Origin of the sequence: Blautia intestinihominis, from assembly GCF_040096655.1 — a bacterium.
GTDB lineage: Bacteria > Bacillota > Clostridia > Lachnospirales > Lachnospiraceae > Blautia_A > Blautia_A intestinihominis.
On record NZ_JBBMEI010000023.1, the window covers coordinates 19,344 to 44,244 of the forward strand.

General features: G+C 47.2%; 22 protein-coding genes. 6 read left to right on the forward strand and 16 right to left on the reverse strand.

The window, feature by feature from the left end:
• Nucleotide 1 precedes the first annotated feature (1 nt).
• Nucleotides 2–700, forward strand: a complete 699-nt coding sequence (bioD, locus tag WMO75_RS08775; RefSeq protein WP_291579617.1) for a dethiobiotin synthase — start codon at nucleotides 2–4, stop codon at nucleotides 698–700.
• The gene (bioA, locus tag WMO75_RS08780; protein WP_349077923.1) at nucleotides 697–1,881 is read left to right on the forward strand and encodes an adenosylmethionine--8-amino-7-oxononanoate transaminase; all 1,185 of its coding nucleotides are present in this window, start codon (nucleotides 697–699) and stop codon (nucleotides 1,879–1,881) included. Before bioD ends, bioA begins: the two co-directional genes overlap by 4 nt.
• 16 nt (nucleotides 1,882–1,897) lie before the next feature.
• Here bioA and WMO75_RS08785 read toward each other — a convergent pair whose 3' ends face one another.
• The 12 genes from WMO75_RS08785 to WMO75_RS08840 all read right to left on the reverse strand — a co-directional run bounded on the left by WMO75_RS08785 (nucleotide 1,898) and on the right by WMO75_RS08840 (nucleotide 16,661).
• Complete coding sequence (locus WMO75_RS08785; protein ID WP_303223076.1) at nucleotides 1,898–2,914, reverse strand: SGNH/GDSL hydrolase family protein; 1,017 nt, start codon at nucleotides 2,912–2,914, stop codon at nucleotides 1,898–1,900.
• The gene (locus WMO75_RS08790; RefSeq protein ID WP_243111539.1) at nucleotides 2,901–4,496 is read right to left on the reverse strand and encodes an MBOAT family O-acyltransferase; all 1,596 of its coding nucleotides are present in this window, start codon (nucleotides 4,494–4,496) and stop codon (nucleotides 2,901–2,903) included. The genes WMO75_RS08785 and WMO75_RS08790 overlap by 14 nt, the downstream gene beginning before the upstream one ends.
• A 1-nt stretch (nucleotide 4,497) precedes the next feature.
• Nucleotides 4,498–4,725 carry an acyl carrier protein gene (locus WMO75_RS08795; protein WP_022213472.1) on the reverse strand — a complete coding sequence of 76 codons (228 nt, stop codon included), beginning with the start codon at nucleotides 4,723–4,725 and terminating at the stop codon, nucleotides 4,498–4,500.
• Between the two features lie 2 nt (nucleotides 4,726–4,727).
• On the reverse strand, nucleotides 4,728–5,903 hold the full coding sequence (locus WMO75_RS08800) for a diaminopimelate decarboxylase family protein (protein WP_173905570.1): 1,176 nt from the start codon (nucleotides 5,901–5,903) through the stop codon (nucleotides 4,728–4,730).
• A gap of 5 nt (nucleotides 5,904–5,908) precedes the next feature.
• Complete coding sequence (locus WMO75_RS08805; RefSeq protein WP_303223075.1) at nucleotides 5,909–7,429, reverse strand: amino acid adenylation domain-containing protein; 1,521 nt, start codon at nucleotides 7,427–7,429, stop codon at nucleotides 5,909–5,911.
• A gap of 255 nt (nucleotides 7,430–7,684) precedes the next feature.
• Entirely contained in the window at nucleotides 7,685–8,950 is a 1,266-nt protein-coding gene (locus WMO75_RS08810) for a zinc-binding dehydrogenase (RefSeq protein ID WP_022215237.1), read from the reverse strand.
• A 45-nt stretch (nucleotides 8,951–8,995) separates the two neighbouring features.
• A complete protein-coding gene (gene pfkB / locus WMO75_RS08815; RefSeq protein ID WP_303218258.1) occupies nucleotides 8,996–9,925 on the reverse strand; it encodes a 1-phosphofructokinase in 930 nt (309 codons plus the stop codon).
• Nucleotides 9,926–9,929: 4 nt separating this feature from the next.
• Entirely contained in the window at nucleotides 9,930–10,418 is a 489-nt protein-coding gene (locus WMO75_RS08820; RefSeq protein WP_303223073.1) for a PTS mannitol transporter subunit IIA, read from the reverse strand.
• A 195-nt stretch (nucleotides 10,419–10,613) separates the two neighbouring features.
• The gene (locus tag WMO75_RS08825) at nucleotides 10,614–12,719 is read right to left on the reverse strand and encodes a BglG family transcription antiterminator (RefSeq protein WP_303223072.1); all 2,106 of its coding nucleotides are present in this window, start codon (nucleotides 12,717–12,719) and stop codon (nucleotides 10,614–10,616) included.
• Nucleotides 12,716–14,242: a PTS sugar transporter subunit IIBC family protein gene (locus tag WMO75_RS08830; protein WP_303223071.1), complete on the reverse strand. Its 1,527-nt coding sequence runs from the start codon at nucleotides 14,240–14,242 to the stop codon at nucleotides 12,716–12,718. The genes WMO75_RS08825 and WMO75_RS08830 overlap by 4 nt, the downstream gene beginning before the upstream one ends.
• A gap of 248 nt (nucleotides 14,243–14,490) precedes the next feature.
• Entirely contained in the window at nucleotides 14,491–15,888 is a 1,398-nt protein-coding gene (locus WMO75_RS08835; RefSeq protein WP_303223070.1) for a PTS mannitol transporter subunit IIBC, read from the reverse strand.
• Nucleotides 15,889–16,109: 221 nt separating this feature from the next.
• A complete protein-coding gene (locus tag WMO75_RS08840; protein WP_330427624.1) occupies nucleotides 16,110–16,661 on the reverse strand; it encodes a hypothetical protein in 552 nt (183 codons plus the stop codon).
• A 154-nt stretch (nucleotides 16,662–16,815) separates the two neighbouring features.
• Between WMO75_RS08840 and cobI the strand changes: the two genes are divergently transcribed.
• From cobI to WMO75_RS08855, 3 genes are read left to right on the forward strand one after another with little or no spacing between them, the layout of a single operon-like run.
• On the forward strand, nucleotides 16,816–17,502 hold the full coding sequence (cobI, locus tag WMO75_RS08845) for a precorrin-2 C(20)-methyltransferase (protein ID WP_118252626.1): 687 nt from the start codon (nucleotides 16,816–16,818) through the stop codon (nucleotides 17,500–17,502).
• Between the two features lie 2 nt (nucleotides 17,503–17,504).
• Nucleotides 17,505–18,350, forward strand: coding sequence for an ABC transporter ATP-binding protein (locus tag WMO75_RS08850; RefSeq protein ID WP_022215245.1), 846 nt, complete (start codon nucleotides 17,505–17,507; stop codon nucleotides 18,348–18,350).
• Between the two features lie 13 nt (nucleotides 18,351–18,363).
• A complete protein-coding gene (locus WMO75_RS08855; protein ID WP_022215246.1) occupies nucleotides 18,364–19,095 on the forward strand; it encodes an ABC transporter permease in 732 nt (243 codons plus the stop codon).
• A gap of 205 nt (nucleotides 19,096–19,300) precedes the next feature.
• Here WMO75_RS08855 and WMO75_RS08860 read toward each other — a convergent pair whose 3' ends face one another.
• Nucleotides 19,301–20,167 (reverse strand): pyridoxamine kinase, encoded by an 867-nt coding sequence (locus tag WMO75_RS08860; protein ID WP_118698220.1) that lies wholly within the window; start codon nucleotides 20,165–20,167, stop codon nucleotides 19,301–19,303.
• 104 nt (nucleotides 20,168–20,271) lie between these two features.
• On the opposite strand from WMO75_RS08860, the gene pdxR reads away from it, so the two are divergent.
• Complete coding sequence (pdxR, locus tag WMO75_RS08865; RefSeq protein WP_349077925.1) at nucleotides 20,272–21,582, forward strand: MocR-like pyridoxine biosynthesis transcription factor PdxR; 1,311 nt, start codon at nucleotides 20,272–20,274, stop codon at nucleotides 21,580–21,582.
• Nucleotides 21,583–21,631: 49 nt separating this feature from the next.
• Here pdxR and WMO75_RS08870 read toward each other — a convergent pair whose 3' ends face one another.
• From WMO75_RS08870 to cobD, 3 genes are read right to left on the reverse strand one after another with little or no spacing between them, the layout of a single operon-like run.
• Nucleotides 21,632–22,273: a precorrin-8X methylmutase gene (locus WMO75_RS08870; protein WP_118698221.1), complete on the reverse strand. Its 642-nt coding sequence runs from the start codon at nucleotides 22,271–22,273 to the stop codon at nucleotides 21,632–21,634.
• Nucleotides 22,273–23,796, reverse strand: a complete 1,524-nt coding sequence (locus tag WMO75_RS08875) for a cobyric acid synthase (RefSeq protein ID WP_118698222.1) — start codon at nucleotides 23,794–23,796, stop codon at nucleotides 22,273–22,275. The genes WMO75_RS08870 and WMO75_RS08875 overlap by 1 nt, the downstream gene beginning before the upstream one ends.
• 1 nt (nucleotide 23,797) lies before the next feature.
• Nucleotides 23,798–24,874: a threonine-phosphate decarboxylase CobD gene (gene cobD, locus WMO75_RS08880; protein ID WP_118698223.1), complete on the reverse strand. Its 1,077-nt coding sequence runs from the start codon at nucleotides 24,872–24,874 to the stop codon at nucleotides 23,798–23,800.
• Nucleotides 24,875–24,901: the final 27 nt, after the last annotated feature.

A 24,901-nucleotide genomic window follows, 5' to 3' on the forward strand; every position in this document is an offset into this window, starting at 1 on the left:
AATGAGCAAAGCAATTTTTCTCACCGGAACCGGTACAGATATCGGCAAAACCTTCATCGCCGGACTGATCGTAAAAAAACTTGCACAGGCGGGCAAGAATCCTGCCTATTACAAGGCAGCCATGAGCGGAAATGACCGCCGCCCAGACGGAAGCCTGATCCCGGGCGATGCACTTTTTGTCCGGCAGATGTCCGGTATCTCACAGCCGCTTGGCGAAATGTGCCCTTATGTATATGAAAATGCCTGGTCACCACACCTTGCCTCCCGCGTGGAGGGAAATCCTGTTGACCTCGCTGTTGTCCACGAAGGTTTTACGAAAGTCGCTGAGAACTATGACTACATCACGATGGAAGGAAGCGGTGGGATCCTCTGCCCTCTCTGTTTTGATGAGCGCAAGATCCAGCTTGAAGATGTGATCCGGGAATTTGGACTTTCCAGTATCCTTGTCGCCGATGCCGGTCTTGGCACGATCAACAGTGTTGTCCTGACTTTTGAATATATGAAGGCACACAACCTTCCGCTTAAGGGTATCATTTTTAATCATTACCATCCGGGAAATATCATGGAAGAAGATAATATTTTCATGTGTGAACATATGACAGGGCTTCCTGTGCTTGCAAAGGTACAGGACAATGCCACAGAACTTGAGACAGATGCAGATGTGCTGAGTGCACTTTATGACGAGGTGAAGATCAGATGATATGGTATCCTTATGAACAGATGAAAACAATGAAAGAGCCTTACAAGATCCTGGATGCAGAAGGCGTGCATCTCTACACCAAAGACCAGAAACTGATCGATTCGATTTCTTCCTGGTGGTGTATGATCCACGGCTACAAACACCCGGAACTGACCGCTGCCATCAAAGAACAGGCTGACCGTTTCTGCCATGTGATGCTCGGCGGTCTCACCCATGAGCCGGTAGAAAAACTTTCTGATAAGCTCCAGGAATTTCTTCCGGGTGACCTGGACTACTGCTTCTTTTCTGATTCCGGAAGCGTTGCGGTAGAAGTTTCCCTCAAGATGGCTCTCCAGTACAACACCAATCAGGGAAGAAAACGCCCCCTGGTGCTGGCTCTGGAACATGCCTACCACGGAGATACCTTCAAGGCAATGGAAGTCGGCGATGACGAAGATTATCATTTCGCTTTTGACAAAAAAGAAGGCGTTGTCCATATACCGACAGAGATCCCGGCGCTTGAGGAAGCATTTGAACTTTACCATGACAGGCTGAACTGCCTTATCGTAGAACCGCTCCTTCAGGGTGCCGGCGGCATGCGGATGTATAATATTTCTTTCCTGAAACGTGCCAGAGAACTGTGTGATCAGTATGATGTGCTTCTGATCTTTGACGAGGTTGCGACCGGATTTGGCCGTACCGGAAACCGCTTTGTGGCAGACCTTGTCCTTCCGGACATCCTGGTTCTCGGGAAAGCCCTGACCGGCGGTTATATCGGACATGCTGTCACGGTTGCAAACCACAAAGTCTTTGACGCTTTTTACAGCGACGATGACCGCCTTGCCCTGATGCACGGTCCGACCTTTATGGGAAATCCACTTGCCTGCGCCGTTGCACTTAAGGGAATCGAGATCTTTGAACGTGACGATTATATGAACAAGATCCGGCATATCGAACAGATCTCCCGTCAGGAAATGGAAAATTTCTCTGACCCGCGCATCAAAGAAGTCCGCATCATGGGCGGCTGTACCTGCGTCGAAGTCCACGATCCCAAGACCCTGGAAGGCTTCCAGCAGTTTGCTTATGAGCGTGGTGTCTTCTGCAGACCCTTCTTAAACTATATGTATTCCATGGTTCCTTATGTGATCTCAGACGGGGAACTGATTCAGATCTTTGACGTAATGAAGGACTGGTTTCACTGAAACCAGCCCTTCTGTTTTACTTTTGTTTCTTTTTTCTCAGATATTCCAGAATAACCTCTATTTTGCGGATTGCATTTTTTTCGGCATTCTGATATTTCTGCACATCTTCGTTCCAGGAACTGTACTCTGGATCCTTGCGGTGGTCTTCAAGATCATAATGTTCTTCCAGATAACTTCCGAAATACCGGCTCAGTTTTTCTGCTCCGAGAACATTCAGATGATCGCCATTATCAAGGCTGTCTTTTTCCCAGTCAATCCCTAATTCCTCTGTCATCAGATTAAAATCAAGATATTCCGCACCATTCTGCTCTGCATAATCTGTCAGTGTATTATGCTTTGCATAATTATAGTTATTCGGAGACGGTGCACTGTACAGGATCACCGAAATTCCTTTTTCTCTGCACATTGCAAGCATTTTGTCCATGTAAGCGCGGACAACCCGGGACATGTACTCTCTGCGCTCCGTTTTTTCCATGTAGCTGCCGCCGTCATAAGGCTCCACAATATCCCGGACAACAAACCCCTTATAGTAAACCTGCTGTTTTTCCGGGCCCATAAGCCAGTTCTGCCACATGCTGTGAAGCAGAAACACCGGAAAATAATAATTAACTGTCTGTGCAATCGTCTTACTGAACCCCTCTGCAGCATTCTGCGGTTGAAACATACTGTTCGTTTCGAATACAACAACTTTCGGTTCCTGCGTGCGCAGAGCTCTCCTGAGCATATAATAGGTTTCTTCCACTTCCTGTCCGGTCTGACCGCAGACAAACGAAGCAATTCCATTCTGTTTCCAGATCTCCAGCGGTGAAAATGTCGTATAGCTTTCGCTGTCTCCCAGAACAAGAACATCTATGCTGTTTTTCTTTTCATTCTGAATATTAAGCCAGGGTCTGTTTCTTGACTGTACAAACTCCGGATGTTTTTTTGCCATATTTACAAAGAAAGCAGACAGGATCAAAATCAGGCAGAGAAAAATTGCCAGAAACACTGCCGGTTTCTTTAAAGTTCTCATTTTCTGTTTAAAATCCTGCATAAATCAAATCAACCTGCTGATACCCTGTACCATAAGCACCTAACAGAAGTACTGCAAAAATCAGTCCATAATAAAGTATCCAGCGTACCGGAAGCTTCATCTCCTGCAGTTTATCCCAGTTCAGCAGTTTCCTTTCTTTTAATATATCTGCCACAGCGACAATAAGAATTCCAAAACCAACAGCTGCAAAATCTGCGGCGTTTAATCCCATTCCCAGAAGAGTTCCATCCCACAGTTTCTGTAGTTCAAACCCCTGAAAGATGCTTCGGAACATGTGAAATCCGGCTGCTGCACCTTCTGCCCTGAAAAACATTTCACCTGTAAAAATGATCATCCAGGTTTTCAGGATCTGCGGCACTCTCCAGTACAATGCGTGACAGTCCAGATGAAATCTTTCAAGAACCATCTCCCTGACCGGTGCAACTGCTTCTCCTGCCAGAAGGATTACAAAATAATACATTCCATAAAGAATGTAATTCCACTGTGCACCATGCCACAGACCATTGCACATCCATACCGGGAACAAAGTCATTGCAAAGATTCCCATCTTGGTCAGATATTTCCCAACATGTTTCCGCGCAAAGTGGTTCCATTTCTTGACCAGCCCCGAAACCGAAACCGGATAAAAAACATATGCTTTCAGCCATGCGCCAAGTGTAATATGCCATCTTCTCCAGAATTCAGATGCATTTCCGGCAAAAAACGGCTGCCGGAAATTCTCCGGAAGATCCACACCAAAAAGGTTGCCGCTGCCGATCACGATATCCATACAGCCGGAAAATTCCATATAAAGCTGAAGCGTATATGCAATGGCGACAACCACGATCATAACACCATGATAGCTGGTATAATCGTCATAAATCGCTGCTACCAGAACAGAAAGTCTGTCCGCCACAACAATTTTTTTGAACAGTCCCCAGGCAATACGGATGATTCCCTTTGTAAGATTTTCGCTTCGAACCGGTCTGCACTCCCAGAGTGCATCTGCTGTATCATTCCAGCTGCTGATCGGTCCCTCCATGATCTGCGGAAAAAAGCCCAGGAAAAGGGCTACTTTGCCAAAATTATGTTCTGCTTTGATCCTACCCCAGTAAACATCTGCCATATAGCCAATTGCCTCCAGCGTATAGAAAGAAATTCCTATCGGGATCAGAAGGTTCTGTGGGTTCAGATGAAAGCCGCTTCCTGATGCTGCAAAGATTCTGTTTATATTCTGTATAAAAAAATTACAGTACTTTAAATATGCCAGGATTCCAAGTAAAATAACAATCCCGGCTATAAGAACTCTTTTTTCTTTTGCTTTGTACTGTTTTTTTACGGCAGAACGTTCTTTGGAGGGAAGCCCTTTTGACCTGGTTTTTCCGGTTTCTTTGAGCTGCTCCATCCAGCGCCCTGCTCCGTAGACCAGTCCTGAAACCGCAATCAGATATCCCACAAGCCACTGGCTGAAGGACCAGAAAAACATATATCCTGCAAGGATCAGAACTGCTCTGCGCATTTTTTGTGATGAAAAATGATATACAAGAACTACCAGCGGCAAAAACACAAACAGATATAACTCTGTATGATATGCCAATGCCATATCAGTTCTCCTGTAATCTCTGGATCATTTTCCACATAGCATCTGCGGAATTAAAGTTTTCCGGAACGATCTCAGATGCATCAATTTCAATTTCGAACTGATCTTCCAGCTCAGAAATAAGGCTGATCACTCCAAAAGAATCCAGAATACGGTCATCGATCAGGGCTGTTTCATCTTCCCAGTTTACAGTATCATCAATATCATTTAAAATTTCCAGTAAAGTTTCCATTATTATTTTTCCTCCATATTCCATTTATAGGTTTTGTATGCTTTTCTTACCTGTCTGAATCCATCTGTATTATTATACAGCATAATCTTCGGAAGGCTGTGGCTCAAGAACAGCAGCATGCCCTCCATGCAGGAGTAAGCTCCTGTCTTCTTAAATACCAGAACATCTCCCGGCTTCGGATCTGTAAGCGGCAGTTTCTGTACCATAATATCATTTACAGTACAAAGGCTTCCGCAGATTGTCCAGTTCTTCTGTTCTCCCTGTCTCTCTTCGGCAAGAACTTCCATTGGTGGCTCATACATTCCTCTGATCTGTCCGTCATAATTAAGCTGATGGATTCCCCCATCTGTAATGCAGTAATTTCTGTCATCACTTGATTTGACATCCATGATCTTTGTAAGATAATATCCACAGTCCGCTGCAAAGGCTCTTCCCATCTCGAGAGTTACCCTGCCGGAGAAGTTCATCTGCTCCAGAGTCTGTACCAGCTCTAGGAGACCATCATCCCCGATTGCTTTGGATGGATCAAAATAAGGAACCGGCATTCCCGGACCATACTCCAGTTCTTCTGGTTCAAAATCATATTTCTGCTTCAGTTCAGTAAGAAAAACATCGAGTTTCTCCAGTTCCTTCTGGATCTTTCCGACAGAACGTTTCTGTGTACCGGAAAAATAGTGGATCCCACGGATCTTAAGGAAAGGATAGTTCTGACGATTTTCAATAAGCTCTTCGATCGTCTTCTGATCCATTCCGAACTGATTGCCGCTTGTCAGTCTCGGAAACACTGAAATTTCCTGCCTGTGCTCCGCTGACCAGTTCTTAAGAAGTTCAAACTGCTGCAGAGATTCCGCTGTGTACATACAGGAATTCCCATATTTGTCCAGTACTGCATTCAGTTTTTCTGCTTTTTTGAGTACACCGGACACCAGAATTTTCTCCGGGGCAACTCCCTGTTCCTCGCAGATTGCAAATTCTCCCATCGAACATACTTCAATACGATCAACGATAGGCTCCATCACTTTTACAAGGAAAGGATTTGCCTTCATCGCATAACAGAGACCTGCTACTTTGCCAAGAGTATTCTGAAAACGTCTGGTTGTTTCCTGTAACTCTTCTTCATGGAACACATAAAGCGGTGTTCCAAATTCTGCTGCTTTTTTGAGCTCGTTTGTCTGCATTTCCATCAGCTCCATTCCTCTGCAAGATATTTACGGTCAATCTTGCCATTTTTGTTGAGAGGCATTTTGTTGATCTTTCGGATCTTTGCCGGAATCATATATACAGGGAGATAACGTTTCAGTTCCTGATGAACTTCTTTCTCCTCGCTGTCGCCAGTATAAAATCCCAGAAGTTTGTTGCGTTTTTTGTCAAACAGACAGCAGCATCTTGATACTCCGTCAAGTTTCTCAAAGGCTCTCTCGATTTCTTCCAGTTCGATACGATGTCCCATGTGTTTGATCTGGAAATCTTTTCTTCCTGCAAAATACAGATTCTCATCCTCTCCGTAGTAACCAAGGTCACCTGTCTTGTAATATCTTGCAGTTTCTCCTGTAGATGCAATGATTCCCTGTACAAATCTGCGTGCAGTCTCCTCTTCATTATGATAATAGCCATCTGCCAGAGACTCTCCTGCAACACAGATCTCACCTGTTTTGCCAGGTTCTGTAATCTCTGCGCCGGTATCATCAAGAAGAAATACAGTTCGTCCATTGAATGCCTTACCTGCCGGAATCACTTCGCCATCCTGGAATTCCCTCTGTACCGGATACCAGGTACAGTTACAGGTAATCTCTGATGGTCCGTACAGATTGACAAATTCGGTCTGTGGCAGAGCCTGCTGCCAGAGGCGCATCTGCTTCACCGGCATAACTTCGCCGCTGAACATGATCAGTCTTGCATCTTCCGGGATCTTATATTTCAGTCCCTTCAGGGAAGAGATCAGACACAGGGCAGAAACAGCCCAGACCATAACTGTAACCTTTTTGTCGCAGAGATAGTCGAGAAGCTTCGGCGGAAGTGCAAACAGACGCTTCGGAACCAGCACCAGCGTTGCTCCTGTTGTAATTGCGGAATAAATATCCTTGACCGAAACATCAAAATCAAACGGAGCCTGATTGCCAATGCGGTCCCTGTCCGTAATCTGAAACTGTTTCGTAAAATGACCAATAAAATCAATGACTGCTTGATGGCTGACTGCCACACATTTCGGTTTTCCGGTAGAACCTGATGTAAAAATACCATAAAGAAGATCTGTATTTTTTGCAAAAGAACGTCGTTCCATCAGTTTGTCCAGTTCCTGTGCAGTAACTGCTTCATCAGATGGTTCCTCTTCCAGAAGATAGATCTGTCCCTGATAGCCGGCATCATCAAGCTGATGTCTGTATGTACTGTCTGTAATCACCAAATCTGTTTCAAGAACAGTAAGGATATCCTTAAGCCTTTCAAGCGGCTGTTCCGGATCGATCATTACATAAAAACATCCTGCATAAACAACGCCAAACATAGCGGATAAAACCTCGGAGCTTTTTTCGTGCAGGATTGCCACTGGTCTGCCTGGTTCTGTCCTGTTCAGGAAAGACAGACCAAAATGTCTCGCCCGGTTCAGAAGTTCCTGATAGGTAAACTGTTGATTTCCGTCATCCACTGCTGTTTTGTCCGGAAATTTCTCTGCTGTATTTTCCAGATATTTTAATATATTATCCATTGCCTATTCACCTGCCTTTACTCATATCATTTTTGCATAATAATATTACCTTTTTCTGAATAATTTCTTAATTTTTCTTAAGTTCAGACTTTTTTATGCAAGAAATGTGGTGTACACCACAATACATTACTGTATGTCATAAATCGTTTTAAGTCAATGTTTTCCGGGAATTTTTAACAGGAAATTTTTATATGCAGAGAAAAACTGCCAGCCGGACAAGCCAGCTGGCAGAAAATGTGATTTTTCAATTGTTTTTTAGTATTCCACACCAAAGTGATCGAATAATACTCTCTCTGCTTCTGCGCTCCACAGACCGCGGTTTGCTTTGCAGATCTCGTCCAGTTTCTTGAAGAGAGGATCGGTCTCGCCGAGTTTTCCGAAATCTTCAATTGCTGTCATTGGCATGTTAAACTGTGTATAGCTTAACTTCTTTCCGCCCGGGATCTTTGGCAGGTTCAGGGTTGTCTCTGCAATACTGTCGATACCGCCGACGTGTGTTACCATAACTGCCGGTTCGATCTTTCCTTTGGCAGCCAGTTCATTCGCTTCGATCAGGTCATCGTTGTTTCCACCTGTAGTACCGAGAATATGTGTGCTTGTATAATGGCAGTTGTACAGATTGATCTCTGCTTTGAACTGGTTGTCTGTCGGACCTGCAAAGAAGTTCATGCAGCCATCGAATGCAAGGAGCTTGTCGCCCATTTCTGCAACCGCTCTGTTTGGAATGTATACGAATACATCGTCATAGCCTTTGCCGCCGGTGATCGCTTTTAATTCTTCAACCGGATCAGCCATTTTTGCGGTGTTTACATAGAGAAGTTCTACGCCGTTTTCCGCTGCTTTTGCTTCCGGGATAACTTCTCTTGCACGCTCGATCTTGGCGTCGTCAATATCTGTTACAACGATCCGTTTCGGGCGGTTTTCGATCTGGATACCGTAGCTGACTGCACCAAGTCCCATCGGTCCGCAGCCGCCGAGGATGATGATATCGCCGCCTGCTTTTGTTCCTACGGAAAGGTCATGGTTGCGTTTGTTTGTGTGGTAGTTTCCGTGGTATCCTCCGATGATACAGCTCATCGGCTCACCAAGGGACGCTCCGAAGAAGCTGTCACCTTCGTATGGCATCAGGCAGCCAAGTTCCATAACTTCGTGAGGGATGATGCAGTAAGTGCAGGCTCCACCGAAGTATTCATAGGAATATCCAGGAGACGCAAGGCTTCCTTTGTAGTTCAGTGCCGGCTGCTGTGCGAATTTCATGCCCGGTTTGAACTGATCTTTCCATTTTTCACCGACTTCTACGATCACACCTGCGAATTCATGTCCGATGATGATCGGGTTGGTGTCGATGTTCTGTGGTGCTCTTTTGTGTTTCTTACCCTGCTCTGCAAGTTTGTAGGTGGACATGCAGATACTGTCACTCATGATCTTTACGAGGATCTCGTCGTCTTTGATCTGCGGTAATTCAAACTCTTCCAGTCTTAAATCTCTTGTTCCATACATTCTCACTGCTTTTGTTTTCATGATAAATTCTCCTTTTCTATTCTTTATATATTTGAAGTAAGTTTTTTATAAAATCTCCATCTCCACCTGCGGGATCAGCTCGTCTACAACTGCTCTTGCCGGCGGCTTTGTTCCGACGGTTGTCACGGCTCCTGCGGACGTTGCCATGCAGAGTCTTACGGTTTCTTCATCACCGAGTTTTTTGTCCCAGGAATATGCAAGGGCTGCTACCATTGCATCTCCGGCTCCTACGGTGGAATGTGCTTTGACGGACAATGCCGGGCATCTTGCCACAAACTTGTCTCTTACGATCATCGCGCCGCCTTTTCCCATGGAGATCGCTACAGTTTTGATTCCGTTGTTCTGGAATTTTTCTGCCAGAGCTTTGAGTTCTCCCATGGAAAGCCTGTAATCTGCTCCGATGTATTCTTCCAGTTCTACCTGATTCGGTTTGATGATGTCCGGAGATGCTTTCAGCGCATTGCGGAACAGTTCTCCATCTGCATCCATCAGGACGGAACCGCCTTTTTCATGGACACTCTCTGTGATCGCTGCGTAAATGTTTTTGTCGACACCTGCCGGAATGCTTCCTGCGAGAACGACCAGAGTTTCTTTGTCTGTGTGCTCACAGATCTTCTGGATCAGTTCTTCCACCTGTGCTTCGTTGATGACCGGTCCTGGCTCATTTAATTCTGTCACACCGCCGCTCTTTTCAAAAACTTTGGTGTTGGTTCTTGTCTCGCCTTCCACCCAGATAAAATCGTGCTGGATGTTCCAGGATGTAAGTACGTTCTCGATCGTCTTTCCTGCATTTCCTCCGAGGAATCCCATCGCAAGGCTCTCACCGCCAAGTTCGTGGATCGTTTTGGAAACGTTGATTCCTTTTCCTCCGGCATCGTATTCTATCTTCTGGATGCGGTTCAGTCCGTTTGGCACGAGCTGTTCGATCTCTACGGTCTTGTCGATCGCCGGGTTCATTGTTACTGTTATGATCATTTCTTTACTCCTTTCCTGTGAGGACTTTGTAAATTTTATCTGCGTCATAATCTGCAATATTTGCACTCACTTCTTCATCAAGCATTGCTTCTGCGATCTGTGCCAGAATGTCGAGATGTGCATCTCCGACTCCTGCGATCCCGATCACGATGCGGACCGGATTGCCGTCCCAGTCGATCGGTTCTTTGAAGGTCTGTACGGAGATCCCTGACTGTAAAACTCTCTTCTTTGCAGCTTCAACACCGTGCGGAAGAGCAAGTCCGTTTCCCATAAATGTGGAACATGTTTTTTCTCTCTCGAGCATCGCCTCTGCATATTCCGGCTCTACATAACCTGTCTTCACAAGCATCTTTCCTGCTGCCATGATCGCTTCCTGCTTTGTCGCCGGTGCACAGCCTGTGCGGATGTTCTCACGGTACAGAAGTTCTTTCTTTTCGATCACCGGTGCTGTTTCTGCTTTCTGAGCTTTTTCTTTTTTTGATTTAAAAAACATGTAAGTTACCTCCCTGAATTCTTTTTCATTTTCTATTTTTTGAAGTTCCGATTTGTTTTTGCTTCCCTCTTTGTGACTTTATTATACGCATGGCAAATGGGAAATTTCAATTTAAAGAAAGGGGGATTTGGCACCATCCCTTAGTGCCAAAATTGAAGAAAAAAGACGTTTTATAACAACAAAAAGGACTGCCGTTTATGACAGTCCTGAAATGTATTTCCTGAAATATTGTTTTAGATGTCTGGACAGCAGTGTGCGGATCTGCTCCTTGTCGCCCTGCTCTGCGACCTCCATAAATTCCGGTTCTTCGATGAGCATGCCGCTGATGTGTCCCATGATGTCATTGTTGATCTTTACCAGCTCATCGTCTGGTACCAGCATGACAAAAGCCACCGTGATCTGTTTGAAATACGGATCTTTAAATGCCACATTTTCCTCCGGCATGCACACGGCAAATACCGGGCGCGTCACGCCTTTTGTTCTGGTATGCAGGAGCGCAAAGCCAAACTCCGCAAAGATCTGCGAGGACACCTGCTCCCTCCGCATCAGATCCTCCTGGATGATCTGGCTCTGGTCGGAATATGGCGAAAGTCTCTCACCGATCTGATGCAGAAGTTCCTCAAACGTAATGTCCACATCCACATAAAAAAACTCCATATCCTTAATGACAATGTTGATCTGTGCCGCCATCTGGTTGATCTGGTCAAGCTGCACGGAAAAAAGATCTTCCTGTTTATGTTTGGTCGGCATCCGCTGATACTGATAGATCATCTTACGGATCTGATCGATGTCCTCCTCATTCAGAAGCGGGTTGACATGGATCACCGGGATCTCCGCTTTTTCGATCGGAAGACTGGATACAAAAAAGTCTGTTTTTCCCTGTACATAGGAAGTAATGTCGTTTTTGCCATAAGCAGTAAGGTTCACGCGGTCGCCAAACAGCTTATTGAGCTTCGACAGCATCAGACGGGAAATACCGATCCCGCTCGAGCAGACGATTCCCACATCCACTTGCCGGATCTCTTCTTTGCGTCCTTCCTGACGCACCATAGCCGCACCGAAATGCACGGTCAGAAATCCTGTCTCCTCCTCCGGAACCGGCTTTCCGGTAAAACGTTCCAGCACTTTGGAAACGTTCAGGCATTTTTGATAAATATCCATATAATTCTGTTTAATATCATCCAGCACCGGATTCTGGATCTGCATACCGTGATCCAGGCGGATCAAAGTCGGACGTAAGTGTGCGAGAAGACCCTGGATAAATTCCTCATCCTGCTTCAGAAGATACGCACTTTCCGGGTCAAAAGCATCCACCATTTCATTAAGAATCCCCCGGAGTTCCCTGTTCTCGATCGCATTGATCTTCTGTCCGTCCCACTGGATCTTTTCATGCTTTGCTCCCTTGATGTGCAGGCAGATATAGGAAACCTCCACTGCCGGGATCTCGATCTCAAACTCTTCCTCCAGCTCTTCTACGATCTGCTCTGCAAGGTGATAATCTGCATCCTCCACAAGTCCCTGCTGCCAGGATGCATCCGTGTCGATCACTTCATCCTTGAGGATCCGGTTGATCGCGATCGCAATATGGATCACCAGACCGACATAGGAACTCTCTGTCAGAGTCATCACACGGGTATTGTCCATCCCTGACAGGCAGGCGATCACACGCTTCACGATATCATCATTCAAGATCTTACCGATATCTCCGTACTGCAGCGATGCATAACCCTCTGCGTCACTCTCTGTAGACTCGTAGGCTTCTCTCAGCATATGGGTATCAATATTTTCGTTGATAAATGCACGGATCGCACGGCGGTATGCTTCCTCACTTCCGGAAATGGAGATCCCGCTTCCCGGCTTGCGCGTGATCCGGAGCCCGTATCTGGTCAGCCATCCTTCGATTGCCTCCAGATCTGCACTGATCGTCGCCTCACTTACCTGGAAACGGCTGCTGTAATAAAACAGTTTGCGGAGTTCTTTTTCCTTGAGGATCTCAAGCGTCAGACGCTTCCTGCGTTCTTCGCGGTTGCTGACATCCAGGCGGTCATCCATCGACAGATCGTGCCGCAGTTCCTGTTTTTTGTCCTCGCTGCCCTCGAGCCAGATGCCGATTCCTGTTTTGGAATTCAAGGTGATCTCATATCCTTTGAGGATCGTGTTGATAGAATCCATCTCTCTCTGGATCGTGCGCTTGCTTAAATTCATCTGCTCTGCAAGTGCTTTCACAGAGATCGGCGCATTCTGTTCCAGAAGGATCTGCAGGATCTGGCTGACGCGGGGCGAAATATTGCTTAACTTCATCGTGTTCCCCCGTTCTGTGCATCCTGGATGCACTGGATCAGTTTTGTGTATTCTTCTCTGTCGGTAAATCCGGCGATCACATGACAGACTTTCTCATGCAGCTGTGGATTCAGCGCATAAAATTCTTTCTGACAGACGATCAGGTCAATGTCCTCTTCGATCAGGTCTGCGGCATAAACTCCCACCTGGATCCCGGTGATACCGGCTGTTTTGAGTGCGCGTCGGAACAGAGCCGCACCCATTGCGCTAGAGCCCATTCCTCCGTTACAGACGAAGCCTATTTTATGTAAGTTCTGATAAATATTTTCTGGCATGGGTTTCTCCTCCTGTTCTGATGCAGTTTCCAGTTCACGCTCCAGTCCGGACATTTCTGTATTTTCTTTCTCAAGTTCTTCCTGCTTCTCACTCTCCGGTATTTCCGACTGCGGCACTTCTTTCCTCTCACCTCTCCAGCACAGATACAGATAACTTCCAACGCCGGACACAGCCGTAGAAACAAGGATCCCTCCAAGCACCGGCAGCATACTGCTTCTTCCTGCCATGATCAAAATGGTCAGAACACTTCCCGGCGAAATCACGCCCGCTGTCTCACAGTGAAAAACGGAAAACCAGATACTTCCCGCAACACCACCCACGATCAATGGAAGCAGAAGTCCCAGATCCGCAAGTACAAAGGGAAAATAAACTTCATGGATTCCTCCGATCGCCTGTGTAAATGCAGCTGTCGCCAGTTCCTGACGGCGTTTGACATTTTTTCTTTTGTATAAAAGCAGTCCAAGCAGCATCCCAAGTCCCGGTCCCGGGTTCGTCTCAAGCAGAAAAAGGAGCGAACCTCCAGTCTGCTCTGCCTGGCTCATCCCCAGCGGAACAAGGATCCCATGGTTCATGATATTGTTCAGGAAAAAAACCTTCGCCGGCTCGATCAGGACATTCAAGACTGCGATATAGCCATGCTCCAGGATCCATCCAATGCAGCTGCCGGCTGCTACTGCAAAGACAGTCACTGCTTCTGCCAGAAGATAATATTCCCCGACCGCAAGAACCGCCCCGGTAAGCCCCAGGAGCAGATTTCGGAACAGCATCTTGGTCTCTGCGAAACAGTCCCGCTCCAGAAATTCCCGTTCTTTTTTCCAGAGGTATCCTCCGAGTGGTGCCGAGACCATTGCCCCAAAGATCCCTGCCTCCGGATCCCGCAGAAGGATCCCGCAGAGTGCCATGACTGCCGCCAGCCCTCCAAATGAATCGCTGAGAAGGTTTCCGCCCTCATAGGCGATCATGCATGGCAGGACATAGCGATAAGCAACCTGTGAGATCGCATAGATATCTTCATTCGGAAACCACCCTTCGGTCTGGAATACCACAGACAGAAGACCGATAAAGACAAAAATGCCGATGTTTTTCATGATGATCCTTGAATAAAATTTTCCTGTTTTCTGTATCACATTCATAACGTTCCCCCGCGTCAGACAGACTCCCCGCCGCCTGTCTGCTACCCGTTTTAATTCTGTAAATAATTTTATCATACAACAATCCCACCCGTCAATTCGCTCCGGTTAAGGTGCATAACCAACGTGTGGGATGTTACTGTTCACTCCGTTCACAGTAACTTGGTCAAAATGCATTCCAAATCACCTTCGGTGATGGCATTTTGCCCCGTATGTCTCGGGATTTTGCCATATTCATGGCAAAACACCTCGCGGGATATTACCCGTGAACAGTTACGTGTGGGATCATTGCGGTTATATTAAAATTTTAGAGGGCATCTGATAAATTATAAATTTCTCTTTTTCAGATCTTCTACCAGTGTTGCATATTCCGGTGCAGCAAGGAAGTTGGTGATCAGGATGCGTTCTGCATTCGGATTGCTGTGTGCGGCGCGCTCTCCCAGTTCCTCATGTGTGACAACGATCTGTACATCTGCCGGGATGCTGGATACCGGAGTGTGGATGACTTCGATTCCCTCAAGACCTGCTGCTGCAAGTTTTTTCTTGAGGACCGTTGCGCCCATTGCGCTGGAGCCCATTCCTGCATCGCATGCAAAAGCGATCTTTGTTACTTTTCCTGTATTTGCTGCCGGTACAGTAGCTGCTGTTTCTGCTGCGATTCCTTTTGCCTGTTTTTTCATGGCATCTTTCTGACGCTGTGCATCTTCCAGTGATGTATCCTTGCCCATGAATTTGAGGATCGGCACGGAGATTGCAAAGGAGACAAGTGCTGCCACTGCAACGCCGACGATCAGTCCAAGATAGCTATGTTTTTCTGCCATCATCATGATCGCGATGATACTTCCCGGTGAAGCCGGAGCGGTAAGACCTACGTTAAATAAGTTGAAGCAGAAGATTCCACTTGCGCCGCCTGCGATGACAGAGATCAGAAGCAACGGGTTCATAAGGATGTACGGGAAATAGATTTCATGGATTCCTCCGAGGAAATGGATGATCACTGCTCCAGGTGCAGAGCTCTTCGCATTTTCTTTGCCTGCGATGCAGTAAGCAAGCAGGATTCCAAGTCCCGGTCCCGGGTTTGCTTCAAGCAGGAAGAAAATGGATTTTCCTGTTTCCTCTACCTGCTGGATTCCCATTGGGGATAAGATCCCGTGGTTGATTGCGTTGTTTAAGAATAATACTTTTGCAGGTTCGATAAAGATACTTGCCAGCGGAAGAAGTCCGTGTGAAACAAAGACATCTACACCGGCTCTCATAACGGAGTTCATTCCTGTTACGAGCGGGGCAACTCCATACATGGCAAGACATGCAAGGATCGTACCGATGATACCAAGTGAAAAGTTATTTACCAGCATTTCAAAGCCGGCTTTGATGTGACCCTCAACTGCTTTGTCAAATTTCTTGATGATCCATGCAGCCAGCGGTCCGACGATCATGGCACCGATGAACATCGGGATGTCAGAACCGACGATCACACCCATGGTCGCGATCGCACCGATCACGCCGCCGCGCTGTCCTGCTACGGCAGAACCGCCAGTGTATGCGATCAGAAGCGGCAGCAGTACGGTTGACATCGGAGTTACAAACTGTGCGAGTTTCTCATTCGGACACCATCCTGTCTCGATAAAAAGCGCTGTGATGAGCCCCCATGCGATGAATGCGCCGATGTTCGGCATGACCATTCCGCTCAAAAACCTTCCAAATACCTGAACTTTTTCTTTCATTGTGTTTACACCTCATTTTGATTTTTTTGTGAACAGATTCCCTTCTCTCTGTCCGTCTTTTCGGTTTTGTTTTACTTTTTTTCTGAGGTGTAACCGGCCAGTTACTCTCTTCTTGATGAGTTCATTATAGCGAAAAACCATTGTACTTTTCAAGAAATAGAAAAAGAGATTTGGCACCATCCCTTAGTGCCAAATCTCCTTAATGTTTTTCATAAATGTCCCTAACATCTGTTGCGTTTGTTGACAAAATAATTCAGGATCCCGCCGCCAACGATGATTACCATTGCAACGCCAACGACTCTCTTGGCAGCCTCCTGCGGGAGCTGGCTCTTGGAGCCGATGGAATCTGAATAAAAAGTTAATGTATAATCAATCTCATGCGGTGTTCCCATCGCTGTTGTGTCTGCCACCACCGGCATTGCCTCATCAAGTGTAAGGATCGGGATCTCAAATACAGAGTTCATGCCCTCTTCATTCGTCGGAAGATATTTCTCCCCGTCCACGATCATGTAATCATAATTTGAACTGCTCCACTGAATCTGTGCGTATCCGTTTCCGTCCCTCACGGTAAAAAGTGTCGGGGAAGTCACGCTCGCCTTGCCGCTTCCGCCCTCCAGATCTACCTGAATGGAATATTCTCCATCTTCCCTGTCAAATTCTACCGCCTGCATTTCTGTCGTATCTGCTGCCGCCATACAGACAAATGGTGCAGTACAGGAGGATAACAGTGCTGCCAGAGAACAGACTGTCAGAAATTTCTTATATTTATGCATCGTACTTCAAACCCCGTTTCATTTTTCATTACTCTGAAAACTACTATAACACAGCAAATCACACATTGCAAACTATATAAGGTTCTAGTATAATAAAAAGAATGTGAGTAATTATATCAATTAATATTTTTAAATATCAGGAGGTTTTTTACCAATGAAAGGAACATTATATGGCGTAGGAGTCGGACCTGGGGATCCGGAATTAATGACACTGAAGGCAGTCCGCATGATCCGCGAGAATGAGATCATCGCCGTACCGGGAGCAGATGTCAAAGAAACCGTTGCCTACAAGATCGCAGTCCAGGCAGTGCCGGAATTAGCCGACAAAGAACTTCTTCCGATCTACATGCCAATGACACACGACGCAAAAGAACTCGAAGAAAACCACGCAAAGGGAGCCAAAACTCTGGAAGCCTGTCTTGACCAGGGCAAAAACGTTGTCTTCCTGACACTTGGAGATCCTTGTGTATACTCCACTTTTTCCTATCTGCAGCACCGTGTGGAGGCTGACGGATATCACACAGAGCTGGTGAGCGGGATCACTTCTTTCTGTGCCGCTGCTGCCCGCCTGAACATTTCTCTTTCCGAGTGGAATGAGCAGCTTCATATCGTGCCGGCTGTTCACCGCCTGGACAGCGACCTCAGCGAATCCGGCAACTATATACTCATGAAATCAGGCAAAAAGATGAACCAGGTCAAGGAAATCCTCGCAAAGAGCGACCGTGATGTCCTGATGGTCGAGAACTGCGGTATGCCAGAAGAACATATTTACAGAAGTGTTGAGGAAATTCCGGATGATGCAGGTTATTATTCCCTGATCATCGCAAAGGAGAAAAAATAAAAATGATCGAAACCAGAAATCTGACCAAGACATTTGATAATTTCACAGCCGTGGATTCCCTGGATCTCAAGATTGAAACGGGAGAGTTTTTCGGTCTTCTTGGTCCGAACGGTGCAGGAAAGACAACGACGATCAGTCTTCTGTCCACCCTGCTCCTTCCTACAAAGGGAGAGATCCTGATCGATGGCCAGACACTGAAACGAAACCGCCCGGACCTGAAACGCAAGATCAGCGTGATCACCCAGGAATATTCCATGCGCCAGGATATGACCATGGACGAGATCATGGAATATCAGGGCAGGCTTTATTTCATGCCGCGCAAGGAGATCAAACGGCGTACAGAGGAACTTCTGGAGTTCTGTGACCTGATCAAATTCCGCAGACGTACCGTCCGCAAGCTTTCCGGCGGTATGAAGCGTAAACTGATGGTCTGCCGCGCCCTTCTTACAGATCCGGAGATCCTTCTTCTGGATGAGCCGACCGCCGGAATGGACGCGCTTTCCAGACGACAGATGTGGAACCTTCTCCGCAAGCTGAACGGCAAAAACCTGACGATCCTTCTGACCACACACTATATGGAAGAAGCCCAGAACCTCTGCAACCGCGTCGCCCTGATGGATCACGGTAAACTTGAGGAAATCAGCACACCTTCCGCATTGATCGAGAGTCTTGGAGCCTACACGATCGATGAGCCCGGACCGGATGGAAATACTGTCAGCCGCTATTTCCACAGCCGTCAGGAAGCCATTGATTATCTGTCCGGCATTCCGGGACAGGCTTCTCTTCGTGAGACCACACTGGAAGATGTGTTTGTGGAACGTGCCGGCCGTCATCTGATGCCGTCATAAAGGGAGGTCAATTATGGGAATTATAACGATTTTATGGGAAAAATGGGTAGAATTCCGCAGAGATTTCTACAAGATCACCCTGGCAGCCATGATCGCGCCTCTGATGTATCTTGTCGTATTTGGAATGGGGATCCAGACAACGTCCCACGGACAGCCTTATCTGAATTTCCTGATCCCCGGTGTCGTATCTCTGACGACCATGAACGGAAGTTTCAATGCGATCGCCCAGAACCTGAACGTACAGAGACTGTACGAAAAAGCATTCGACCAGGTCATGATCTCACCGACGCCTCTGTGGCAGTTTATTGCCGGTCAGATCATCGGAGGAAGTCTCCGTGGATTTTATGCCGGAGGTGTGATCCTGATCCTGACTCTGCCGATCGACACAGGACTGATCTTCAATGGATGGTCCTTCCTGGTGATGTTCTTAAACGGAGCAGTGTTTTCTGCGATCGGAGTGGTTGTTTCTTTCCTTGCAAAAAACCACGCCGATGTACCGCGTTTTTCCAACTACATCATCATGCCGATGGCTTATCTTTGCAACACCTTCTTTTCCACTGAGAAGCTTCCTGGCTTTATCGGAAAGTTCGTAGCCGCGCTTCCGCTTTCCCAGACAAGCCACATGATCCGAAGCATTTCTGCTGGTGAAGGCTTTGCATTTTCGGGAATTGTGATCCTGCTTGTTTACCTTCTGGTATTTACAGGGATCGCCTCCTGGTTTATCTATAAGAAAAAGAATCTGTAACTGTTCAGTACCCTTACAGTTACGAGTCAAAATGCATTCCAGATCACCTTCGGTGATAGCATTTTGCCTTGTATGTCTCGGGATTTTGGCAAAAAACATGCCAAAACACCTCGCGGGATACTACCTACTAAATAGTTACAAGAATCTTTAAATAAAAAATCCCCGCCGGATCGATCGACTGCGACCACCGGCGGGTATTTTTCTGTTATTTTACATCTGCAAGCTCATAGAGATAAGTTTCGAAACAGATTCCTTCATTTCGATCTGTTCCTTCTTCTACAGCATCATGGATTCCTTTTGCAAGGAAATTCACCGCTTTCTGTACGGAAGCAGCGGTATCAGTCCCCTTGACCATCCCTGCACTTAAGATAGAAGCAAACAGATCTCCCGTACCAGAATAGCTGCCGCCCTCTTTCTTCGTTGTCACCCAGGTCTGCGCTGCTTTTTTGCAGATAAGGTTGCTGATGTACTTCGCACCATCTTCTTCATGGCTGATGCCCGTGATCACGGCTTCCACATCAAATTTCTCTGTAAGCAGGCTGCCGATCGTCTGGACATATTTCAGAAGTTCCTCTCCGGAGAAACCGGAAATCTTCTGCCATTCTGTGTGCATTTTTTCTCTTCCATAGAGAAGAAGCAACGCTTCCGTGATGTTCGGAGTGATCACTGCTGCCTCTCTGACAAGCATTCTCATCTTTTCGCACAGTTCTTCTGTATAGATCGGGTATTCCTCCCCATCATCACCCATGACCGGGTCAACGAGGACTTTTGTTTCTTTTTTCTTAAATCTCTGTATAAAATCCACCGCCTTGTCTGCCTGTGCAGCATCAGCCAGGAATCCTGTATAAATGCCATCCGGGTGAAAATCCATCTTCTGCCATTCGTCCATCAGGATATCCATACGGTCTGTATAATCATCACAATAATAAGACGGAAAACCGGTCTGTGCACTCAAAATAGCAGTAGGAAGCGGACATGCCTGCACCCCCATCACCGAGATCACCGGTATCGCTGCTGTCAGGGAGCATTTTCCCATCCCGGACAGGTCATTGAGAACTGCAATTTTCTTCAAAGTATTGTCTCCTTGTCTTGCTTTTTGTCATATTCTGATTTAGAATAGCACCTAAGTGTATTTATAAAAATAACCACTTTTATTCATTTTTGAGGGGACAGTTTATGAGTCTAGCATTCCATTCCACCAAAGAAAGCCTGTATCTCCAGGTATACGACCATTACAAAAATCTGATCATGGAGCATCGCATTCCTGCCGGAAGCCGTATGCCTTCCCTGCGTAAATGCGCCACAGAACTGAAACTCAGCCGCACCACGATCGAGAATGCCTACCTTCAGCTTGCCGCAGACGGCTACATCGTCGCCCGTGCCCAGAGCGGTTACTACGTAACCAGTATCGCCGACCAGAAACCAGTGTCCACCGCTTCCTGGCATGCAGATCTTCCGCCGGTGCAGTATGATTTTGCCTCCAACGGTGTCGACCGGGAAAGCTTTCGCTTCGATCTGTGGCAGCGTTATATCAAGAGTGCGCTGCGCCAGAGTGACCGTCTTCTCTCTTACGGCGAACCGCAGGGTGAGGCGGATCTCCGTCAGGTGCTCGCTGACTATATCCGACAGCGGAGGAATGTCAACTGCTCTGCCGATGATATCGTGATCGGAGCCGGTGTGCAGAGTCTTCTGAACCTTCTCTGTCCTCTGATCCGGGACAGAAAGTCCGTTTCTTTCCCGAATGCTTCTTTTGTACAGGGAAGTACGATCTTTGCAGGCTATGGTTTTGAAGTGCAGTACCGCAACAAGGACTGTGATGTCATCTACGTTTCTCCTGCCCATATGACCAAATGGGGCGAGATCATGCCGGTCAGCCGCCGTATGGAACTGGTACATTACGCGGCTCAGAAGGGCAGTCTGATCATCGAGGATGACTTTGAGAATGAATTCGTCAATTTTCAGCGGCCGACCCCGTCCCTTTTTAACCTTGCCGGTGGACATGGAGTTGTTTATATCGGGTCATTTTCCCGTCTGCTGCTTCCGTCGATCCGCTTAAGTTTCATGGTCCTGCCACCGAATCTTTCCAGGAAATACCCTGCTGTCGCAGACCGCTACAGCCAGACTGCCTCCAAGGCCGAACAGATCGCACTCTGCCAGTTTATCCGCGACGGTCACCTGACTTCACAGACCAAAAAGCTCAAGAAACTCTACGCGCAGAAACTCAAAAAACTGAAAAACGAAGTGCGGAACACCTTTGGCAGTGACTGTACGATCCAGACAGGTGCCGCCGGAACAAGCCTCGCATTGACTGTTCCCTACGCCCGGACCGGCCTGGAACTAAAAAAAGAAACCCGCATGAAGGGCTTCGATCTGCTGATTCTCGAGGAAGGCGCAGACACGATCACGCTCCTGCTTTCCTGTTCCTCGATCCCCGCAGACGATTTTGCCCCGGCATGCCGGCTCCTGAAAGAACTTCTTAATAAATAATGATCACCTGACACCTGTCCCTCCTTTTCTCTGGAACAGGTGTTTTTCTTTAATCCCTTCGATTGTCGATCATGTACAAAAGTGCATTGCAGATGCAGGCTGCGATATTGCTGCCGCCCTTGCGTCCTCTTGCAACGATATACGGTGCTCCGGACTGCATAATCAGTTCCTTGGACTGCACCACATTGACAAATCCTACCGGAACACCGATGATCAGTTCCGGATCCAGTTTGCCATCCTCGATCAGTTCATAGAGACGCACCAGTGCCGTCGGCGCATTTCCGATCGCGAAGATCAGCTTTTTATCGAGAGTAGCTGCTTTGTCCATGCTTGCAGTCGCTCTCGTGGTTCCGTTTTCTTTTGCGGTCTTTGCCACATCTTCATCGGACATGAAGCAGTAAACCTCACCGCCATAACGGGCAAGGGCGCGTTTGTTAATGCCGGATTTAGCCATCTGTGTGTCTGTGACGATGCAGGCTCCGTTTTTGATCGCATTCATTGCCTTCTCGATAACATCCGGGGAAAAACAAAGATTTCTGGCATAGTCAAAATCTGCACTTGTATGGATGCAGCGTTTCACCACCAGTTCTGTTCCCGGGAGCAGCGGGGTATCCCCGAGTTCTTCCGTGATGATCTCAAAGCTTCTCTTCTCGATGTCCATCGGTTTTACATTTTCAAGTTCTACTTTCATCAGGCTTTCTCCTCCTCGATTCCCTCGTCCAGTATCTCATAGATTTTTTTCATGTCCAGATGTTTCCGCAGTTCTGCTGCCAGGATATCATACTGTGTCTCCTTAAATGCCGCAAAATCCACGCCCTCCATCTCGGATACATCGATTCCCTTTTTGTCGCCCACCGCTTTTACGAGACCGAGTGCAACTTCTTCCTTGTCGAAGATTCCATGCACATAAGTACCGCAGATATTGTGGTAGAACGTACCTTCTCTCTTCTCGTTTCCTGTCACGGTATCCTTCGTAAAGGTGCTGGCAGAGGCGCCCTCCTTCCAGGTGCTCTCGCCCATATGGATCTCATATCCTGTAAATTCGACATCTTTAAGCGGTGCATAATCGCCTTCCAGGGAAAGGAAACGTCCGGTAACCTGTGTCCTTGTCTTTTTCTCCGCAAATACGGTATCCATCGGCAGAAGTCCCATTCCACGCATGGAACCTCCCGCTTCCACACCATGCGGATCACTTAAAGTCTCGCCCAGCATCTGATAGCCGCCGCAGACACCAAAGATCAGGGTACCGGAAGCTGCTGCCTTGAGGATCAGAGCCTCCATCCCGCTCTCACGGAGCCACTTAAGGTCATCCATCGTATTCTTTGTTCCCGGAAGGAAGATCACATCCGGATTCTTAAGGTCGGACGGATGCTGTACATAGCGAAGAGAAACTCCCGGTATGCTCTCCAGTGGGTTAAAATCTGTGAAATTGGAGATCCTCGGCACACGGATGACTGCCATATCGATCATCCCAACTTCCTGCGGACGGTCAAAACGCTCTGTCAGGCTGTCCTCGTCCTCCACCTGGATGTTAAGATACGGTGCGACACCGACAACCGGGATCCTGCATTTGCTCTCCAGCATCTCCACGCCCGGATCAAGGATCGTCTTGTCACCGCGGAATTTGTTGATGATCAGACCCTTTATCATCTTTCGCTCGTCTTCCTCCAGAAGCTCCACGGTTCCGTAAAGTTGTGCAAACACACCGCCGCGGTCGATATCTCCGACCAGAAGGACCGGTGCTTTTGCCATCTTCGCCATTCCCATGTTTACGATATCCTCTTTTTTGAGGTTGATCTCTGCCGGGCTTCCTGCACCTTCGATCACGATGATATCATTCTCTGCTGCAAGTGCATCAAATGCTTTCATGATGTCCGGGACAAGTTTTTTCTTGTAAGCAAAATAATCCCTTGCGCTCATTGTGCCAAGGACTTCTCCGTTTACAATGACCTGAGAACCCACATCGTTGGTCGGTTTCAGAAGGATCGGGTTCATAAGGACGGACGGTTCGATCCCGGCAGCCTCTGCCTGCATGACCTGCGCTCTTCCCATCTCCAGTCCTTCCTTTGTGATAAAGGAATTCAATGCCATATTCTGTGACTTAAAGGGAGCCACACGGTATCCATCCTGTTTAAAGATACGGCAGAGTCCCGCTGCCAGAAGGCTCTTGCCCGCATTTGACATCGTTCCCTGCACCATGATCGCTTTTGCCATCTTACTCCTCCCCCTCTTCTTCCTGTGTTTTCTTTCTTGCTTCCATGAGACCGTCATGGATTGCCTGGATCAAACGCTCATTTTCCTCATGGGTGCGTACTGCCACTCTGTAAAATCCCTTACCAAGTCCCGGATAGTTACTGCAGTCGCGGATCAGAACATTCTGTCCCACGCAGATCTCAAAAAGATCGTCCGGTCCCTTGAAAAACAGATAATTTGCCTGAGAAGGAAAAACGGTCATCCCAAGCTTATATAATTCTTCACTTAAATATTCAGATTCCGCAAAGATCAGTTTTCTCGCTCTTTCGACATATTCGACTTCACCAAGTGCCGCAATTCCTGCCGCCTGTGCAGGAATCGAAATATTCCATGGCTGTGTAGCCTGTGTCATCTTTTCAAGAAGTTCCTCATTTTCTGTAATTCCATATCCAAGACGCACACCCGCCATCGCATAACGCTTTGTAAATGCTTTGAGAAGAAACAGATTGTGATACCTCGGAAGCTGTGCCTTGAGGCTGTACTGTCCCGGTTCGCGGATAAAATCCTGAAAACATTCATCCACCACCAGAAAGATTCCCATTTCCCGACAGACACGGAGCAGTCTGAACAGAAATTCTCTGTCCGTCAGTATCCCCGTCGGATTGTTGGGATTACAAAGAAATACCATATCCAGATCTTTGTGCAGCCAGTCAATAAAACTGTCCTGAACACGGAATTCATCTTCTTCCTTGAGAAGCACATGCTCCACCTCTGCCCCGACACTTTCCAGTGCCTGCTCATATTCTGCAAATGTAGGAACCGGAATCAGTGCTTTCTTCGGTTTGAGTGCATGGCACAGTGAAAAGACTAGCTCCGCCGCACCGTTTCCACAGATGATATTCTCCGGTTTGACATCCTCATAGGCAGCGATTGCTTCTTTCAGCGGCGCGTATCCCACCTGCGGATAGTCTTTAAGATGGTCCAGACTGTCCCGGACTGCCTGCTTGACACTCTCCGGTGTTCCAAGGGGATTACAGTTTGCAGAAAAATCAAGACAGTTTTTGTAAGTATAGATATTTCCCCCATGTACGTGTTTCATTTCATTTCTCCTTTGCTGCCTGTTGTG

What these genes read in the sequence shown, in the direction of transcription:
- WMO75_RS08825 (WP_303223072.1), bottom strand. Translation starts at nt 12,719, where the DNA reads ATGAAGTTAAGCAATATTTCGCCCCGCGTCAGCCAGATCCTGCAGATC.
- WMO75_RS08820 (WP_303223073.1), bottom strand. Translation starts at nt 10,418, where the DNA reads ATGTTTTTTAAATCAAAAAAAGAAAAAGCTCAGAAAGCAGAAACAGCA.
- pfkB (WP_303218258.1), bottom strand. Translation starts at nt 9,925, where the DNA reads ATGATCATAACAGTAACAATGAACCCGGCGATCGACAAGACCGTAGAG.
- WMO75_RS08870 (WP_118698221.1), bottom strand. Translation starts at nt 22,273, where the DNA reads ATGAAAGTAGAACTTGAAAATGTAAAACCGATGGACATCGAGAAGAGA.
- WMO75_RS08785 (WP_303223076.1), bottom strand. Translation starts at nt 2,914, where the DNA reads ATGCAGGATTTTAAACAGAAAATGAGAACTTTAAAGAAACCGGCAGTG.
- cobD (WP_118698223.1), bottom strand. Translation starts at nt 24,874, where the DNA reads ATGAAACACGTACATGGGGGAAATATCTATACTTACAAAAACTGTCTT.
- WMO75_RS08790 (WP_243111539.1), bottom strand. Translation starts at nt 4,496, where the DNA reads ATGGCATTGGCATATCATACAGAGTTATATCTGTTTGTGTTTTTGCCG.
- WMO75_RS08875 (WP_118698222.1), bottom strand. Translation starts at nt 23,796, where the DNA reads ATGGCAAAAGCGATCATGGTGCAGGGAACGATGTCAAATGCGGGCAAG.
- bioD (WP_291579617.1), top strand. Translation starts at nt 2, where the DNA reads ATGAGCAAAGCAATTTTTCTCACCGGAACCGGTACAGATATCGGCAAA.
- WMO75_RS08855 (WP_022215246.1), top strand. Translation starts at nt 18,364, where the DNA reads ATGGGAATTATAACGATTTTATGGGAAAAATGGGTAGAATTCCGCAGA.
- WMO75_RS08850 (WP_022215245.1), top strand. Translation starts at nt 17,505, where the DNA reads ATGATCGAAACCAGAAATCTGACCAAGACATTTGATAATTTCACAGCC.
- WMO75_RS08805 (WP_303223075.1), bottom strand. Translation starts at nt 7,429, where the DNA reads ATGGATAATATATTAAAATATCTGGAAAATACAGCAGAGAAATTTCCG.
- bioA (WP_349077923.1), top strand. Translation starts at nt 697, where the DNA reads ATGATATGGTATCCTTATGAACAGATGAAAACAATGAAAGAGCCTTAC.
- WMO75_RS08835 (WP_303223070.1), bottom strand. Translation starts at nt 15,888, where the DNA reads ATGAAAGAAAAAGTTCAGGTATTTGGAAGGTTTTTGAGCGGAATGGTC.
- WMO75_RS08795 (WP_022213472.1), bottom strand. Translation starts at nt 4,725, where the DNA reads ATGGAAACTTTACTGGAAATTTTAAATGATATTGATGATACTGTAAAC.
- WMO75_RS08810 (WP_022215237.1), bottom strand. Translation starts at nt 8,950, where the DNA reads ATGAAAACAAAAGCAGTGAGAATGTATGGAACAAGAGATTTAAGACTG.
- pdxR (WP_349077925.1), top strand. Translation starts at nt 20,272, where the DNA reads ATGAGTCTAGCATTCCATTCCACCAAAGAAAGCCTGTATCTCCAGGTA.
- cobI (WP_118252626.1), top strand. Translation starts at nt 16,816, where the DNA reads ATGAAAGGAACATTATATGGCGTAGGAGTCGGACCTGGGGATCCGGAA.
- WMO75_RS08830 (WP_303223071.1), bottom strand. Translation starts at nt 14,242, where the DNA reads ATGATAAAATTATTTACAGAATTAAAACGGGTAGCAGACAGGCGGCGG.
- WMO75_RS08840 (WP_330427624.1), bottom strand. Translation starts at nt 16,661, where the DNA reads ATGCATAAATATAAGAAATTTCTGACAGTCTGTTCTCTGGCAGCACTG.
- WMO75_RS08800 (WP_173905570.1), bottom strand. Translation starts at nt 5,903, where the DNA reads ATGCAGACAAACGAGCTCAAAAAAGCAGCAGAATTTGGAACACCGCTT.